Source organism: Deinococcus aestuarii (assembly GCF_018863415.1).
In the GTDB taxonomy this organism is placed as follows: domain Bacteria; phylum Deinococcota; class Deinococci; order Deinococcales; family Deinococcaceae; genus Deinococcus; species Deinococcus aestuarii.
The window spans coordinates 144982-160000 of the sequence record NZ_JAHKSN010000010.1 but is presented as its reverse complement, the minus strand read 5'-3'; the positions used below and the strand labels follow the sequence as shown (position 1 = coordinate 160000).

Below are 15019 nucleotides of genomic sequence, written 5' to 3'. Positions count from 1 at the left end.
AGCCCGTCCCCCCAGCACCGCGACCAGGGCGGCCCCGGAGAGGGCGATCCCGAGGGCGGCGGGCAGCCCGACGTGTTCGGCAACGAAGCCGATAAGGGGCGGGCCGAGCAGGAAGCCCGCGTACCCGATGGTCGCTACCTGCGCGATGCCCCGGCCCGCGAGGGCGTGCCCCGCCGCGCCGTACATGACGGGCACCACATTGCTCAGGCCCAGGCCCGAGAGCGCGAACCCCACGGCGGCAGGCAGCGGCTCGCGCACGAGCAGGGCCAGCCCCAGCCCCAGCGCGGTGAGCAGGGCGCCGCCCCTCACCGTCCGCTCGTCCCCCAGGCGGCCGCGCACCCGGTCGCCGAACCAGCGTCCGAGCGTCATGGCAGCGACGAAGGCCGTGTAACCGATCCCGGCACTTCCGCCCGTCACGTTCAGCACGTCGCGGAAATACAGCGCGGCCCAGTCGTAGTTCGCCCCCTCGGAGAGCATCCCCAGGAAACACAGGGCGCCCAGCAGCAGCACGGCGGGACCGAGGTGGGGAACACGGCTGGCGGAGGAGCTGGAAGCCTCGGCCGTCCCCGGCGCCGGGCTCGCCGCGCGGTCGGGAAGCAGCAGGCGACCGGCCAGAACGCCCGCCACGGTGGTCACGGCGACGACCCCGAGGGCGTGCGCGAGCATGGGCACCCGGCCGATCAGGGCGGTCCCGAGGAGCGCGCCCAGCACGCTGCCCAGGCTGAAATAGGCGTGAAAGCGGCTCATCACCGCCCGGCCCAGCGAGCGCTCGACCGTCACGCCCTGCGCGTTCATGGACACGTCCATCGCGCCGTTCGCCGCCCCCAGCACCGCCAGCGCGAGCACGAGCAGCCCCAGGTTCGGTGCGAGAAAGGGCAGCGCGAGGGCGAGCAGGCACGCCACGGTGGAAACCTGCGTGACCCGGTGGCTGCCGTAGCGGGCCGTCCAGCCCCCCGTGAGCGGCATGGTCGCCAGGCTGCCCAGCCCCACCGCCAGCAGCGCCACCCCGAGCTGCGCGTCGCTCAGCCGCAGGTGGTCACGCACCCCGGGAATATTGACCGCCCAGGTGGCGAACATCACCCCGTTCGTCAGAAAGACGACCCCCAGGGCGTGCCGGGCCACCTCGGCACGCCGGGTGGGGAGGGGGGAACCGGGGAAGACGGGCACTTCGGTCATGGCAACTCCTGAAACGGGGGGCGGTGGTCATCTGAATCGATTCAGACACGCGGGGCTTACGCTAGCATCCGGCCATGCGCCCTGCCAAGCCGCCCCCGGCCCGCCGCGTCACCCTGCGCGACGTGGCCGCCCGGCTGGGGGTGTCGCCCGCCACGGTGAGCAACGCGTACAACCGGCCCGACCAGCTCTCCCCGGAGCTGCGCGAGCGGGTGCTTGGCGCGGCGCGCGAACTCGGCTACGGCGGGCCCGATCCCCTCGCGCGCAGCCTGCGGCGGGGACGGACGAACGTGATCGGGGTCGTCTACGACGCGCCCCTGGAGTACGCCTTCGCGGACCCCGCCGCCGCCCTCTTCCTGGGGGCCGTGGCGCGCGCCCTTCAGGAAAGGGGGCTGAGCCTGCTGCTGCTGGCGAGTCCGGGGGGCACCCGGCCCGTGCAGACCGCCAGCGTGGACGGCTTCGTCGTGTACTGCGCCGCCGAGGACAGCGAGTTGCTGCGGGCGGTGCTGGGCCGGGGGCTGCCGACCGTGCTGGTGGATCAGGCCCCGCAGCCGGGGGCCTCGCGGGTGGGGATCGACGACGCCGGGGGGGCGCGGGAGGCGGCGCGGCACCTGACGGCCCTGGGCCACCGTCACCTGGGGGTGCTGAGCCTCGAACTCTCGCCGGAACGCCGGGGAGGCCCGGTGAGCCCGGAGCGCGAGGCCCGCGCCCTGTACGCGACGACCGCCACCCGCCTGCGGGGCTACCGGGAGGCGGCGCGGGCGGCGGGCGCACACCTGCTGATCACCGAGGCCGCCCAGAACACCCCCGAGGAGGGCGAGCGGCTGACCCGCGCCCTGCTCGCCGCCTTCCCGCAGGTTACCGCGCTGCTGTGCATGAGCGACGTGCTCGCGCAGGGGGCGCTGCGGGCGGCCCAGGCCCTCGGGCGGCGGGTGCCGGAAGACCTCAGCCTCGTGGGCTTCGACGACCTGCCCAGCAGCGCGGCCCTGAACCTCAGCACCGTCTGGCAGCCCACGACCGGGAAGGGCGCGCGGGTCGGCGCGGCCATCCTCGCCCTGCTGGACGGGGAGGGCCCCGGAGACGTGACCCTGCCCACCCGGCTCGTCGTGCGGGGGACCACGGCGGGGGTGGCTGTGCCCGGTCCCCGGTCATGACGGGGGCCTTCCGCGCGCGGCCTGGGGCTGCACCGTCACCTCCAGGGTGAGGAGGTGACGTGGGCCGTCGGGAGAGGCGTGCCGGGCCTCCGGCGGTGTGGCCCGGTGGCGCGCGGAACAGCCCGGGCGGACGTGGGCGGCGGTGGAGTCGGGTTGAGGGCGTCCCCAGGGCCGTCCTATCCCTTACCCTGCCCCCATGACCTCCTCCCTTCCCACCCCGGCCGACCTCTCCACCCACATCGGGCGCGGCCTCTCGGACCTGCGCGACCTCGTGGCCCTGCAAAGCGTGTCGGCGCAGGGGCGGATGCTGCCCGAGACGGCGGCCTTCGTGACCCGGCTGCTGGAGGCCGAGGGCTTTACCGTGCGTTCGTATCCCGGTGAGGTCGCGCCCGTCCTCGTCGCCGAGGCGGGGGAAGGGCCCGCCACGCTGCTGATCTACAACCACTACGACGTGCAGCCGGAAGACCCCGCCGAGCTGTGGGAGAGCCCGCCCTTCACCCTGACCGAGCGGGACGGGCGGCTGTACGGCCGCGGCGCCTCCGACGACAAGGGTGAGTTCGCCGCCCGCCTCGCCGCCGTGCGGGCGGTGCGCGAGCGGCACGGCGGGCGGCTCCCCCTGCGCGTCCGCTGGCTGATCGAGGGCGAGGAGGAGGTCGGCAGCCCCAGCCTGGAACGTTTCGTCGCCGAGCACGCGCAGGAGTTGCGGGCCGACGGCTGCTGGTGGGAGTTCGGCAGCATCGACCCTGACGGGCGCCCGGTTCTCTCCCTCGGCCTCAAGGGCGTGATGTGCGTGGAGCTGCGCTGCCGGGTGGCGGCCTCCGACCTGCACAGCAGCCTGGGGGCGGTGATCGACAACCCCCTCTACCGCCTCGCCCGGGCGGTCGCCTCCCTGCGCGACGACGGGGGGCGGGTGACCATTCCCGGTTTCCACGACGACGTGCGGGAGCCCTCGGCGGCGGACCTGGCGGCCCTCGCCCGCATTCCCGGGGACGGTCAGGCCGTGCGTGAGACGTATGGGGTCACCCGCCCGCTCGCCACCGGCCCGGCCTATCACGGGCGGCTCAACCTCGCCCCGGTCGTCAACGTCAACGGCTGGGGCGGCGGGTACGGGGGGGAGGGCAGCAAGACGGTCCTGCCCGCCCACGGCTTCGTCAAGCTCGACTTCCGGCTGGTGCCGGGGCAGGACCCGGCGCGGGTGCTCGGGCTGTTGCGTGCCCACCTGGACGCGCAGGGCCTGACGGACGTGGAGCTCGTCGAGCTGGAGGCACACCAGAAGCCCGCGCGGGTGGAGGCCGGGCATCCGTTCGTGCGGGCCTGCGTCGCCGCCGCGCGGGAGGCGCACGGGGCCGAGCCGGTCGTGCAGCCCTCCAGCGGGGGCAGCGGGCCGATGTACCCTTTTCAGGCCCTGGGGGTGGCCTGTGTGGCGGCGGGGATCGGGAATGTCGGGGGGCGGGTGCACGCGCCGAACGAGAACATCGTGCGCGATCACTTCGAGAAGGGGGTGGTGTTCGGGGTGGCGCTGCTGGAGGGCTTGAGCCGCGGGGAGTGAGGTCGGGTTGGAAGGCGTTGCCCCACCCCACCGAGGGAGGAGGGGAGTGACGCGGCGCTGGGCCAGGGCACACGGGCGGCGGGTGTGGACAGGTCCTACGAGGTGCAGGATTCGGTCTTGTCGCGGGCCAGGAGCGTCCAGTCGCGGACAAGGGTGGGGCGTCTGGATAGATGTGTTGAACAGCGCAAAAGCTCCCGCGCTTCTAGCTCCTCCCCCCCTGTGGGAGAGGCTGGGAAACGAGCCTGGCCCCCAAGCCCACCCGGAGCGTCCTGCCACCTTGCTTCCGCCGAGATGCGGAAGGGCACCCCGCACCCGTCGCCCCCTTCAAACCTCCGCGAACAGCGATTCCTGCCGCGCCCGCCACAATTCCAGCGCCTTGTGATCCAGCCGGGAGAGGGCGGCGTCGGCGACCGGCCTCCGCTCCGGGCCCCCCTGCCCCCCGTAGACCGTCAGCGTCACGAGCCGGTGCGTCATCGTGTGGGTGACGCGGCCCAGTTCACCCGTCACGGTCGCCCCCAACCGCGCGGCGAGGCGGGCGAGGGTGTCCTCCTCCCGCGTCCCTTCCGCGACGACCTCGGTCGGCAATCCCATCAACCCGCCCAGGAGGGTCCCCTCCCGCCGTTCGAGCACGGCCTCTTTCTCGTCGCCGAGCAGGAGGGCCACGGCGCGGACCTCGCGCACGGCGGCGCGCACCTTGGGGGCGGGGAAGGCGGCGGGTTCGCCCGACCGGAAGGCCGCGCACCAGGCCGAGACCGGGCACTCGGGGCAGCGCGGGTTTTTCGGCGTGCAGACCGTCGCCCCCAGGTCCATCACCGCCTCGTTCAAGGCGCCGGGGCGGGCGGGGTCGAGGAGGTCGTCGGCCCGCGCCTGCACCCAGATGGAAGTCGGTTGCCGCTCGCCGTGGATTCGCGCGAGCACCCGCCGGACGTTCCCGTCGCTGACCGCCCTCGCCTCCCCGAAGGCGAGGCTGGCAACCGCCGCCGCCGTGTAGGGCCCCACGCCGGGCAGGGCCCGCCAGCCCCCGTAGGTCGTCGGCATCCCCTCCCGCACGATCACGCCCGCCGCCCGGTGCAGGTTCCTGGCCCGCGCGTAGTAGCCGCACCCCTCCCACGCCTTGAGGACGGCCTCGATGGGCGCGGCGGCCAGCGCCTCCACGGTCGGGAACGCCGCCAGAAACCGCTCGAAGTACACCCGCCCCCGCGCCACCTGGGTCTGCTGGAGCAGCACCTCGGACACCCACACCCGGTAGGGGTCGCGCTTCCCCTCTGCCCCCACGCGCCACGGCAGGTCACGCCCGGCGCGGTCAAACCAGGCCAGCAGCGCCGCGCGCACGGCCGGAAGGTCGGCGGGGGAGAGGGTCACGGGGGGAAGTGTAGAAGACGGGGCCGCGGGCAAAGGCAGCCGTCGCGGCAATGTCGGGCGAAAGGAGACCGGGCGTCTGCCCGGCAGTACCTACCAGCAGAAGCCCGAGGAAGGTGGGGTGGTTACAAGCCCTTGAGGTACTCATGCAATACCTTGATCTGGTCGTCGGTCGGGGGCGCCCCGTCCAGCCCGGTGTCCGCGAAGCGCGGCATCACGGGCGCGAGGGTTCGCCCGCCCGGCGCCTGCCCGTGCAACACGGCCTGACCGAAGTCCGCGAGCGACCACCCCTTCGTCTCCGCGAGGCCGGGGCCGACCCCGCCCTGGGCCTGGGCCCCGTGGCACCCGGCGCAGTTCCCGGCGTACAGCGTCTGCCCGTTGGGCGGGGCGGGGGTGGTGGAGGCGGCAACCACGGCCCCCGCGCCCTCGCCCGCGATGTTCAGCCCGGCGCGGTATGAGGTCACCCCGATGAGCGTGCCCAGCACCACGAAGGTCAGGGCGGCGGCGATCTCGCGCCCGGTGAAGAAACGGTCGTCACTCACGGGGAAAGCCTCCTTTCGGGAAAGGGCCCGGTCACCACAGCCTCATTCCGGGGACGAGCTGCGCGTCCGCGATCATCGGGCCGAGGACGGGCAGATACACCAGCAGCACGAGGAAGAAGGCGAAGACGGCTATGGCGAGCAGCGGCTCGGTGCGCCGGACGAGCAGGCTGGCCGTCTTCAGGTCTTCCCCCGCCGGGCTGATCGCCTCGCTGGAGGGGATGGGCACCGCGTCCCCGTCCTGCACCCGCCTCGAGAGCAGCGTGCGGAAGAGCACCCAGAAGAACAGCAGCCCGCCGACGAGCAGCACGACGCCGCTCAGGCCTGTCAGCGCCTGCGGGATCGCCAGGTTCATCTCGCGGTACACGTCCTGCGCGGTCGTGCTCATCTGCGAGCGGCGCGGCACCCCCAGCAGGCCCTGCCAGTGCATCCCGACCGCGAAGAGCATCATCCCCACGAACCACAGCCACACCGACCACGAGGCCAGGCGCGGGCCGAAGAGCCGTTTACCCGTCAGGTGCGGAACGAACCAGAAGGCCACCCCCATGAAGGTCAGCGTCGTCGCCGTGCCCACCGTGATGTGGAAGTGCCCGGGAATCCAGGCGGTGTTGTGCACGACCGGCCCGAAGGCCAGGCTCGCGTTCACGATCCCGCCCGCCCCCCCGAAGATGAAGGAGGTCATGGCGAGCACCTGCGCGCTGAAAGAGGCGTTGCCCCAGGGGAGGCGGCCTATCCAGCCCACCAGCCCCCGGCCCCCCCGCGCCCGCGCCCCGTCCTCCAGGCTCGCCGCCACGCTGAAGGCGGTCAGCAGGCTGGGCACGGCGACCAGGAAGGTCAGGAGCATATGGATGCTCTTCCAGGTGTTCGAGATGTTGGGGTCGGCGTACTGGTGGTGCAGCCCCACCGGCACGCTGAAGATCAGGAACAGCACGAAGGCCAGCCGGGCGAGCGGCTCGGAGGCGATGCGGCCCCCCGCCTGACGCGGCAAGAAGGCGTACCACGAGATATAGGCGGGCAGCACCCAGAAGTAGACGATGGGGTGCCCCGTCCACCAGAAGAGGGTGCGCGCGAGCAGCGGGTCCACCCCGGAAGTCAGCCCCAGCGACCAGGGAATCAGCAGCACGACCACCTCGACCACGATCCCGAGCGCCGCGATGGACCACATCAGCCAGGTGGCGACGCTGCCGAACGCGACGAGTGGCGTGACCCGGCCCGGGTTCTCCCGCTTCCAGCGCCACCACATATGGACGACCTGCCCCGCAACGAGCAGGCTGGAGCCCACCATCACCCCCGCGCCGATGTAGAAGAGGGGGCTGCCCTCCAGCGGCGGGTAGAAGGTGTAGAGCACCGTCGCGTCGTTCGTCAGCAGCGGCACGGCGGCGGTGAGCAGCCCGGCGGTCATCAGGAGGTAGGTGAACCAGGCGAAGCGCAGGTTGATCCGCGCGCCCAGGTCACGCACAGGGAGGTACAGCATCCAGCCGCTGATGAAGAACTGGGTGAAGACGAGGGCGTTCAGAACGCCGTGCAGGGTCAGCCCCTGGTAGTACGACTTGATCAGCGCCTTGAGGAGCGGAGAGTCGTAGACGTTGATGCCCGCGTAGTTCAGCGCCTGGAGCGGGCCGAGGAGAATCCCGATCAGGAGGGCCAGAAAACCCGTCACGACGTAATACTGGGTGACTTTCTTCAGGCTGGCGAGGTAAGCCGCGTCCGGTGAGGCGTCCACACGGGGGCCGGACACCAGCGGCACGGAGGGCCGGAGGGGTGGGGTGGTCACAGGTTTTCTCCTAGGGCCGGGTCAGCGCGGCGGGCGGGTCCACGATCACGCGGTTGATCATGCTCTGGTGGCCGATGCCGCAGTACTCGTTGCAGATCGCGTGCTGCTCGCCGGGGCGGCGGAAGGTGAGGGTGAAGCTCGCCACGTGCCCGGGCAGAATCTCGGCGTTGATGTTCGTGCCCGTCACGTTGTACCCGTGCACCACGTCGGCGGAGGTCACGTGAATGGTCACGGGCTGCCCGGCGGGCACGCGCAGCACGGCGGGCTCGAAGTTGAAGGCGCGGGCGACCACAAAGGCTTCGAGGGTGCCGTCCGCGTTCTGCCGCAGCCCGGGTTGGGCGAAGGGCGTAGCGGCGAGGTTGTTCGGATCGAGCCGCCCGCTGCTCACCCCGCTCGCGTGCCCGCCGCCCGTACTCCGCAGCAGGGGGAAGGTGCCCGTGATCATGCTGCCGAACACGCTGGCGAAGAGCAGCAGCAGCAGCACGACGGCGATGCCCAGCCAGATGTGCTCGTACAGGGCGAGGGTGTGGTGGTCGAGCCGCCGCGCGGGCCGATCAGGAGCCGCCACGTCAGGCCCGCCCCTGGAGGATGCCGAGGACGAGCATCCACAGGAAGATCAGGGCGAGGAGCAGGGTGGCAATCACCATCAATGTGCCGCGTGGAACGGCGTGTGGGGCGTTGTCCGCGTCCTCGGCGGGGTGGGTGGAGCGGGAGCGGTCACTCACGCGCGGGCCTCCTCGCCCACCGCGTCACCCTCGACGGGCGCGTTCGTCCCCGGCTCCGGCGTGCGGGCGTAGTCGTGCAGCAGGTCGGTCACGGTGATCACGCCGACCAGCGTTCCGGCGTCGTCCACCACGGGCATTCCGCCGATCTTGTGCCGCAACAGGGTGTAGGCGGCGTCCCGCGCGTCGGCTTCCGGGTGGGTGGTGACCACACCCCGGCGCATGACCTCCCCCACGGTGATCGCGGCGAGGCGGGTGGTCGCCTCCCACATGCTGAGGGTGGTCGTGCGGCCCGGCATCGCCTCGCGCAGGTCGCGGTCGGTCACGATGCCGACCAGCCTGCCTTCTTCGAGCACAGGGAGGCGGCGAATCCCCCGCTGGCGCATCAGCAGGGCGGCCTCGGGAACGCTGGCGTCGGGCGAGACGGTCACGGGGGAGCGGGACATCAGCCGGGCGACATGCATAGGAAAGCCTCCATAGATCGAGGCTCCCGCCGGGCTGTTACGGGGGCATTACCGGGAAGAAAGACGCCCTCTCTTGATTGGCGGAGTCACGGGGAGAGGGCCAGGGATTCTCGCTGTTCTCGGCCGCCCGGCCCGTTCACGCCCACCCGGCCTCCCCCCTCAAGAGGGGCTCGTAGCGTTGCGCAGCAGAGGAGCTCAAAAGCGTCCCTCCCGCCTGCAACCAAAGACCGTGGAGCCGAGTCAGGGCAATTGACACCGGAACACTGTCAGGCTGAGCGAAGCATCTCCAACCTGCCGGTCGAGACCCTTCACTTCGTTCAGGGTGACGACTCTTCTTTCGTCAAACGCTCTGGGCCTTTCTATCTCCCCAGGAAGGGAAGGGAACCGGTCGCCGGGGCCGCGAGCATGGTGTCGGCGCAGGGGACCTCGCCCTGCTTGATGCGCTCGGCGAGGCAGGCGGTCTCGGACATGGGGGTGTCGCCCACCTCCTCGCGCAGGTAGCGGCAGTAGCGGCGGTAGTGCTCGACGGCCTCGTACTTGCCGCGCGTGGCGGCGAGGCAGGTCATCAGGCGCTGGTGGTGGTCCTCGCCGATCAGGGGGTCGCACTCCACCGCGCGGGTCAGGGCCAGCGCCGCCAGCGGGCATTCGCGCCGCGCGCAGTGGAGCGTGGCGAGGGCCACGTACGCCCGCACCCGCGCCGCCCGGTGGTGCGCCCGCGCCGCGTCGGCCCAGTCGCCGCGCACGCCCGGCAGGTAGTCCCCGTCTGCCACCGCCAGCGCCCGCCGCAGGGCTTCCTCGCGCTCGGCGTCGTCCCGGGCGAAGCGGGCGCCCAACAGCCCCGCGTGCAGGGCGGCGGTGTCGCTCTGGGCCAGGATCGCCGGGTGCAGGGCGTAGCGTCCGCGCACCTCCGTCACCGCGTCCGCGCTTCCCAGCGTCGCCCGCAACCGGCACAGCGCCACCCGGAAGCGGTTCGCGGCGGCGGGCGTGTCCTCCAGCCCCCACAACTCCGCGAGCACGTCCGCCCGGTACGCCCCGCCCTCGTGCGCGTGGAGGTACCACAGCAACTCCTCCGCGCTGTGGGCGGGCCACGTCAGCGGCTGCCCGTCCAGCGTGACCACGCTGTCTCCGAGCGTGTGGAGAAAGAGGGCGGCGGAAATGGGAGCGGGAGCGGTCATACTTGTGACTCCTTTCACTTGTATGATGCACCCTGGACGGGAGGCAGTTGTCCCGCTCTCACCAAGGAAAACGCCCCCGACCTTCCGGCTGGGGAGCGTTCCTTTTTTGCCCGGTTCAGCCCAGCGCCGCGACCAGTTCGGCCTTGCTCATGCCGCTGCGGCCCTTGATGCCCTTTTCCCTGGCGCGGTTGTACAGCTCGTCGCGGGTGAGGTCGGAGAGCCGGGCGTTCGGGTTGCCCGTGCCCTGGGTCCGCTTGTTGGGCGTGCGGCCCTCCTGGCGGCGGTGCTTGTTCACCGTGCGGGCGGCGATCTCCTCGGCACGGTCTTCCGGCTCGCCGCGTGCGAGTTCGCTCTCCTTGACGTGTGCGTACTGCCGCTCGTCCCTGTCGCTCCAGGCTTCGGGCATGGTCCACCCCCTCACGCGCACCGTAAGCCGGGCACCCGGGAGGGGGATGAGGGGCGGGTAGAGAAGCGTTGGCCTCAAGCCCCCTGCCCCTTCCCCCCGACCACCGCCTGCACGCGGCCCACCTGCCCGCTCGTGAGGCGGACCTTGATGCCGTGCGGGTGGGTGGCCGACCGGGTGAGAAGCTGCGCCACCACGCCGCGCGTGAGCCTGCCCGTGGGCTGGTCCTGCTTCTGCACGATGTCCACGGTCACACCGGGGCGAATCTGGGAGCGGGGAGGGGTCATGGGGGGAGGATAGGGGAGGGGGAGCGGGCGGCTTTCCATCACGGGTTACAGGCCCAACACCAGCCGCAACCCAGCGTCTACCTCCTGCATCGCGCTCACGCTCAGTTCCGAGACCCGCTCCGTCAGCTCGGCCCTGTTCAGGGCAACGAGGCTAGACACGTTCACCACGCTGTCTTTCGGGAGGCGCGTTCGGTTGGTTTCTAAAAGGACGTTGCCAGGGGCAGCCGCTCGCGCAAGATTGCTCGTCATGACGGCGACGATGACGGTGGCGATGCGACTTCGGTTGAAGCTGTCGGCCTGCACCACCAGCACCGGGCGGACGTAAGCTGGACGGCTGCCGACGGGCTCGCCCAGGTCGGCCCACCAGATTTCGCCGCGAGCGATCACCACTCGTTCGCCTCGAACGCTCGACGCGCCGCCTCCTGCCGAAAGTCATCGTCCTGCTCAGGATTTGCACCATACACGCGGTCGAGTGCTGCCGTCACGTCCTCGCCACTATGCCGAGCCAAAAACTCGCGGAGGGCTGCCCGGTAAAGTTCGCTGCGGGTGAGACGCAGCTTCTGCGCCAGCGCCTCAGCCTCCGCAAAAGTCTGGTCGTCGAGGGAAATGGCGGTCTTCATGGCCGGAGTATAACTTAGTTATACCCAAGGGTGCCGATGGGCGGGACTGTTGGTACTATCGGTGGCATGAATAATGCCACTCGCATCAGTGCCACCTTGCCCTCCGACCTTGCCGCTTTTCTGGATAGGTACCAGGAAACTCACAAGCTCGGGTCACGTAGCGCCGCCTTGGCTGAAGCTGTTCGCGCCCTGCGTGATCAGACCTTACAGGACGCCTACCGGGAACTTGGCGAAGCGCAACAGAGCGGACGCGAGACCTACCCCGCCGACAACCTCGACGGTTTGGAGAATGGGTGAGGCTCATTCGGCGCGGCGATGTTTGGCTGATCAACTACCGGCCCGACGGACGGGAAGGCGAAGCAGCGCAAACACACCCTGGCATCGTCGTGACTAACAACGCTGCGAACGCCAACACACACCTGTTGATGACCGTTCCCCTGACAAGCAACGTGGCACGCTTGTATGTGACCAACGTCCTCCTGCCTAATCAGCGCACCGGGCTCGACCACGACAGCAAGGCACAGGTGGAAGCAACGCGGGCCACGCACGTCAGCCGCTTAATCAAACGGCTGGGTCATGTACCGGATGACCTGATGGCCGAGTTGGATGAAAAACTGCGAGTGCATCTGGGGCTATGACCACCCACCCGGCACCCACGCCCCCAGCCGCTCCAGATCATCCGGCACGGCGTACAGGCACACCCCGAGCTGATCGCCCACGCTGAACGCCGCGCCCCGGCAGCTCACCCACCCGCGCTCCACGCTCGCCCCCCATGCCAGCGTGAACGACCCGGCGGACGACGGCGCCCCGTGGTCCCCCTCCACCGCTGCCAGCACCCGCTCGGGCGTCGCCTCATGCACGTCGTACCGCATTCGGAACCACCGATACCCCGCGTCCTGCACCAGCACCACGCGCCCCCAGCCCGGCCCGCCCAGCAACTCCCGGGTCAGGGACAGCCACCACGCCCGCACGCCGGGCGGCACGTCCTCCCCCGGGTCGGCCTCGGCCTCCGCCGCCCAGATGCAGGAGAGGCGGGCGCCGGGGGGAGGGTGAACACGGGCGAGGGCGTGGCGGAGGTCGGGGGAGGAGAGGGGGAGGGAGAAGGTCATCTGCTGCCTCAGGTGCTACGACGAGTCCTACAATTTACCTTTTCATTCTGGCCGTCTAGGAGATATGCTCTTCCTGTGACTAAGAGCCAAAGGCGAAGCGGAACGAGACCAGTAGAGGAATTTTATATTCATGATTTATATGGAAGTAGAAATGTTCGAATTAGATTTCGCGAATCACAACTTATCCTAGTAGGAGAAAACGGCAGAGGTAAAACCACTATTTTGTCAATCTTCTACTACACAATTACAAAGCAATGGCACAAACTGTCTAATTTTCACTTCAGTAGAATAGAGCTTAAATTTAGGGGCAGGAGCCCAATAGTAATTCATAAAGAACGAATGTTTACCGATAGTGATTCAGAGGGACCTTATGACAGTTTTATCCATGAAATAATGAATAGCGGAAGGTATGAAGGCAGCACCTTTGAGAGTAATGTGATTGCAGCTAGGGATATATCTGGGGAATCAGGTATTCCTCTAACTTATGTAAGGGATTACTTACAGAGGCGCCGCAGCACGTTAAACAAGAGCGTTGTAAGTGATATAAATAGGTTGATCGATGAGTCAATTGATTGCCAAATAGTTTATATGCCTACTTATAGACGAATAGAGCAAGACATAAGACTAATTTTTCCGGAGATGAGTCACAGTTTTAGTGATATTATACAAAGAAGGTCTCCCCAGTCAAAAAATTATATAGAGTTTGTCGAATTTGGTATGAGCGACGTCAAAAGCCTTTTGGAAGTTCATTCTAATAGACTTGGGGCCTCATTAACAGAGAAACTGATAAACCTAAGTAGAAATTATCTGACCGACATTATGTCTCGCAATTATCTAGATATCACCTATGACAAAAATCTTTTCCCTATGTACGTAAAGATGTTGCAAGACATGAACGAGCACGTGAAAGGCTTTGTGGATATAAGTCAGATAGAATCAATAATGAGTAATCTAAAATCAAGAAAAAAGCTAGACGACCACGAGAAGATAGTTATGAGTTTCGTTTCTAGGCTTGTTGATGTCTTTCTGCAACAATCTAGGGAGGCAGGACCCATTTATCAATTCGCCGAGCTTATAAATAGTTACTTTATAGATAAATTTGTTCTGTACAATCCTAGCAATTACACGGTGAAGTTCTATCATAGAAAACCGTATCTTCCTAACGAAAACTCAATGTTTTTTGTGTCCGACAGTCTTGTTGAATTATATAATAAGGAGGATGAGATTGATTTGAAAGATTTATCATCTGGTGAAAAACAAATAGTCTCTCTGTTCTCCCACATTTACCTATCCGACAGAAAGAGGATGTTTCTTATTATAGATGAGCCTGAGTTGTCGCTGTCTCTGCCGTGGCAGAAGAAGCTACTTGTGGATGTATCCGAATCTGGAAGAGTAGAGGGCCTATTTGCAGTTACGCACTCGCCATTCATTTTCGACAATAAAATGGACGTGTATTCACACGATATGGCTGAATTTGAGGAAAGTAATGTCGTTTCTTGATTATCTCAGATCGGAAAGACAATCTCAATCAGTGGCATGGAACGACTTCGTAAGGATGAATGCGAAGGAAAGTAGGACACTGTTTGTATTTGTAGAAGGTGCTACTGACTCAGCATTTTATGATTTTCAAATAGAGAAGTACGATCCCTCTATAAAATACGAATACATATATTGTGGTAACAGAGATGGCGTAATAGCAACGTACAATAAGGTGAGGAATAGGACGCTTCTAAATTCTAACAAATCTATTTATATAGTTGATAAGGACCTGCACGATTATATTGGCAGTCCCATTCTTAATACTGACTTTTTTGTAACACCTACGCACTCCTACGAGAATCTGTTGATTGACACAGAGCCTCTATCAAGACTCTGGAGGAGTGGAATATTCAAAGGAAGAGTCCATATAAATTATCAAATTATTAAGAAGAAGTTCATATACGCTTGGAGGAAATTCAGTTTACTGCTACGAAGATTCCACGCTGTTGTAGCATGTTATAAAATAGATAATAATTGTGAATTGAGCAGGATAAAAGTTAAGACGTACTTTAAATTTGATGACAATTTGAATATATTCATTGAGCAGGATTATTTAAACAAAATGTATCGAAGAGCGGGGATAACCAATCCGGGTAGCCTTGATGCCCAATGCATATCAGATATTGAGGATACTATGAAAAGAGCAAACCCGAAGGCTTATGTTAGGGGAAAGTTTGAGTTGGAATTTGTGCGTCTATTTCTTGATAAGTTGCTCGAAGTTTGTAAATTGATCGACCCTAACTTTAGCTACAGATTTGAAAATAGCGATACTGGATTGGTGAATTACTTAGCACTAAGGACTCCTTTGTCACATCCCTTTCGCGAATATTTAGATAGGATGCTTGTATAAGAAAATCTACTTCCAAATATACGCTATTGCCTTTAATCCCTAAATCACTCCCAACCGCTTCTCCTCCTCATACAGCCGCTCGCCCACGAACTGCTTGAGCAGCGTCTGGTACGGCACCTTTTTCAGCGCGGCGACGTGCTTGAGCCGCTTTTCCATGTCCTCGTCCAGGCGCAGGGTGGTGACGTGGGTGGCTTTGGGCTGGCGCGGTTGCCGGGGCCGCTGGCGGAGGACGAAGCGGGGAAAGAAAAACACTGCCCCTCGTCCTGAAGGGCAGTGTACACAGCGGTCAGTTCCTTTTTGGC

The 15019-nt window shown here is 65.6% G+C and carries 20 protein-coding genes (1 of these 20 cut by a window edge); 6 read left to right on the top strand and 14 right to left on the bottom strand.

Annotated elements, in window-relative coordinates:
• A protein-coding gene (locus IC605_RS13715; protein WP_216325051.1) for an MFS transporter crosses the window boundary here: on the bottom strand, positions 1-1176 show its 5' portion. 33 nt of this gene lie to the left of the window's left edge; the window shows 1176 of its 1209 coding nt (coding positions 1-1176); the start codon lies at positions 1174-1176; its stop codon lies off the left edge, out of view.
• A 74-nt stretch (positions 1177-1250) separates the two neighbouring features.
• Between IC605_RS13715 and IC605_RS13710 the strand changes: the two genes are divergently transcribed.
• Both IC605_RS13710 and IC605_RS13705 read left to right on the top strand, forming a co-directional pair.
• Entirely contained in the window at positions 1251-2327 is a 1077-nt protein-coding gene (locus IC605_RS13710; RefSeq protein ID WP_216325049.1) for a LacI family DNA-binding transcriptional regulator, read from the top strand.
• A 196-nt stretch (positions 2328-2523) separates the two neighbouring features.
• Positions 2524-3876 (top strand): M20/M25/M40 family metallo-hydrolase, encoded by a 1353-nt coding sequence (locus IC605_RS13705; RefSeq protein WP_216325047.1) that lies wholly within the window; start codon positions 2524-2526, stop codon positions 3874-3876.
• 324 nt (positions 3877-4200) lie between these two features.
• Here IC605_RS13705 and mutY read toward each other — a convergent pair whose 3' ends face one another.
• From mutY to IC605_RS13650, 11 genes are all read right to left on the bottom strand, one after another.
• Positions 4201-5238, bottom strand: a complete 1038-nt coding sequence (gene mutY, locus IC605_RS13700; RefSeq protein ID WP_216325045.1) for an A/G-specific adenine glycosylase — start codon at positions 5236-5238, stop codon at positions 4201-4203.
• A gap of 122 nt (positions 5239-5360) precedes the next feature.
• Positions 5361-5777, bottom strand: a complete 417-nt coding sequence (locus IC605_RS13695; RefSeq protein ID WP_216325043.1) for a c-type cytochrome — start codon at positions 5775-5777, stop codon at positions 5361-5363.
• A 31-nt stretch (positions 5778-5808) separates the two neighbouring features.
• Positions 5809-7548 (bottom strand): b(o/a)3-type cytochrome-c oxidase subunit 1, encoded by a 1740-nt coding sequence (locus IC605_RS13690; RefSeq protein ID WP_216325041.1) that lies wholly within the window; start codon positions 7546-7548, stop codon positions 5809-5811.
• A gap of 10 nt (positions 7549-7558) precedes the next feature.
• Positions 7559-8116 (bottom strand): cytochrome c oxidase subunit II, encoded by a 558-nt coding sequence (locus tag IC605_RS13685; RefSeq protein ID WP_216325039.1) that lies wholly within the window; start codon positions 8114-8116, stop codon positions 7559-7561.
• A gap of 1 nt (position 8117) precedes the next feature.
• Positions 8118-8273, bottom strand: coding sequence for a hypothetical protein (locus tag IC605_RS13680; protein ID WP_216325037.1), 156 nt, complete (start codon positions 8271-8273; stop codon positions 8118-8120).
• Entirely contained in the window at positions 8270-8734 is a 465-nt protein-coding gene (locus tag IC605_RS13675) for a CBS domain-containing protein (RefSeq protein WP_216325034.1), read from the bottom strand. Before IC605_RS13675 ends, IC605_RS13680 begins: the two co-directional genes overlap by 4 nt.
• Positions 8735-9093: 359 nt before the next feature.
• The gene (locus tag IC605_RS13670) at positions 9094-9909 is read right to left on the bottom strand and encodes an AfsR/SARP family transcriptional regulator (RefSeq protein WP_216325031.1); all 816 of its coding nucleotides are present in this window, start codon (positions 9907-9909) and stop codon (positions 9094-9096) included.
• A gap of 115 nt (positions 9910-10024) precedes the next feature.
• Positions 10025-10315 carry a Rho termination factor N-terminal domain-containing protein gene (locus tag IC605_RS13665; RefSeq protein ID WP_216325028.1) on the bottom strand — a complete coding sequence of 97 codons (291 nt, stop codon included), beginning with the start codon at positions 10313-10315 and terminating at the stop codon, positions 10025-10027.
• Positions 10316-10389: 74 nt separating this feature from the next.
• Complete coding sequence (locus IC605_RS13660; RefSeq protein WP_216325025.1) at positions 10390-10599, bottom strand: YwbE family protein; 210 nt, start codon at positions 10597-10599, stop codon at positions 10390-10392.
• A 45-nt stretch (positions 10600-10644) separates the two neighbouring features.
• The gene (locus tag IC605_RS13655) at positions 10645-10986 is read right to left on the bottom strand and encodes a type II toxin-antitoxin system PemK/MazF family toxin (RefSeq protein ID WP_343216616.1); all 342 of its coding nucleotides are present in this window, start codon (positions 10984-10986) and stop codon (positions 10645-10647) included.
• Entirely contained in the window at positions 10983-11219 is a 237-nt protein-coding gene (locus IC605_RS13650) for a type II toxin-antitoxin system VapB family antitoxin (protein WP_216325019.1), read from the bottom strand. Before IC605_RS13650 ends, IC605_RS13655 begins: the two co-directional genes overlap by 4 nt.
• Positions 11220-11285: 66 nt before the next feature.
• Here IC605_RS13650 and IC605_RS13645 point away from each other — a divergent pair, with 66 nt between their 5' ends.
• Complete coding sequence (locus IC605_RS13645; RefSeq protein WP_216325016.1) at positions 11286-11516, top strand: ribbon-helix-helix domain-containing protein; 231 nt, start codon at positions 11286-11288, stop codon at positions 11514-11516.
• The gene (locus IC605_RS13640; RefSeq protein ID WP_216325013.1) at positions 11513-11857 is read left to right on the top strand and encodes a type II toxin-antitoxin system PemK/MazF family toxin; all 345 of its coding nucleotides are present in this window, start codon (positions 11513-11515) and stop codon (positions 11855-11857) included. Before IC605_RS13645 ends, IC605_RS13640 begins: the two co-directional genes overlap by 4 nt.
• Here IC605_RS13640 and IC605_RS13635 read toward each other — a convergent pair.
• Positions 11852-12328 (bottom strand): hypothetical protein, encoded by a 477-nt coding sequence (locus IC605_RS13635; protein WP_216325009.1) that lies wholly within the window; start codon positions 12326-12328, stop codon positions 11852-11854. The two genes, IC605_RS13640 and IC605_RS13635, sit on opposite strands and share 6 nt — an antisense overlap.
• Positions 12329-12403: 75 nt before the next feature.
• Between IC605_RS13635 and IC605_RS13630 the strand changes: the two genes are divergently transcribed.
• A complete protein-coding gene (locus tag IC605_RS13630) occupies positions 12404-13828 on the top strand; it encodes an AAA family ATPase (protein WP_216325006.1) in 1425 nt (474 codons plus the stop codon).
• A 31-nt stretch (positions 13829-13859) separates the two neighbouring features.
• Complete coding sequence (locus IC605_RS13625; RefSeq protein WP_216325004.1) at positions 13860-14717, top strand: DUF4435 domain-containing protein; 858 nt, start codon at positions 13860-13862, stop codon at positions 14715-14717.
• 39 nt (positions 14718-14756) lie between these two features.
• On the opposite strand, the gene IC605_RS13620 is transcribed toward IC605_RS13625, so the two are convergent.
• Positions 14757-14969: a BrnA antitoxin family protein gene (locus IC605_RS13620; RefSeq protein ID WP_216325099.1), complete on the bottom strand. Its 213-nt coding sequence runs from the start codon at positions 14967-14969 to the stop codon at positions 14757-14759.
• Positions 14970-15019 lie beyond the last annotated feature (50 nt).

Coding starts and splice junctions, on each gene's coding strand:
- IC605_RS13710 (WP_216325049.1), top strand. CDS start 1,251: ATGCGCCCTGCCAAGCCGCCCCCGGCCCGCCGCGTCACCCTGCGCGAC.
- IC605_RS13705 (WP_216325047.1), top strand. CDS start 2,524: ATGACCTCCTCCCTTCCCACCCCGGCCGACCTCTCCACCCACATCGGG.
- IC605_RS13675 (WP_216325034.1), bottom strand. CDS start 8,734: ATGCATGTCGCCCGGCTGATGTCCCGCTCCCCCGTGACCGTCTCGCCC.
- IC605_RS13670 (WP_216325031.1), bottom strand. CDS start 9,909: ATGACCGCTCCCGCTCCCATTTCCGCCGCCCTCTTTCTCCACACGCTC.
- IC605_RS13665 (WP_216325028.1), bottom strand. CDS start 10,315: ATGCCCGAAGCCTGGAGCGACAGGGACGAGCGGCAGTACGCACACGTC.
- IC605_RS13660 (WP_216325025.1), bottom strand. CDS start 10,599: ATGACCCCTCCCCGCTCCCAGATTCGCCCCGGTGTGACCGTGGACATC.
- IC605_RS13650 (WP_216325019.1), bottom strand. CDS start 11,219: ATGAAGACCGCCATTTCCCTCGACGACCAGACTTTTGCGGAGGCTGAG.
- IC605_RS13645 (WP_216325016.1), top strand. CDS start 11,286: ATGAATAATGCCACTCGCATCAGTGCCACCTTGCCCTCCGACCTTGCC.
- IC605_RS13635 (WP_216325009.1), bottom strand. CDS start 12,328: ATGACCTTCTCCCTCCCCCTCTCCTCCCCCGACCTCCGCCACGCCCTC.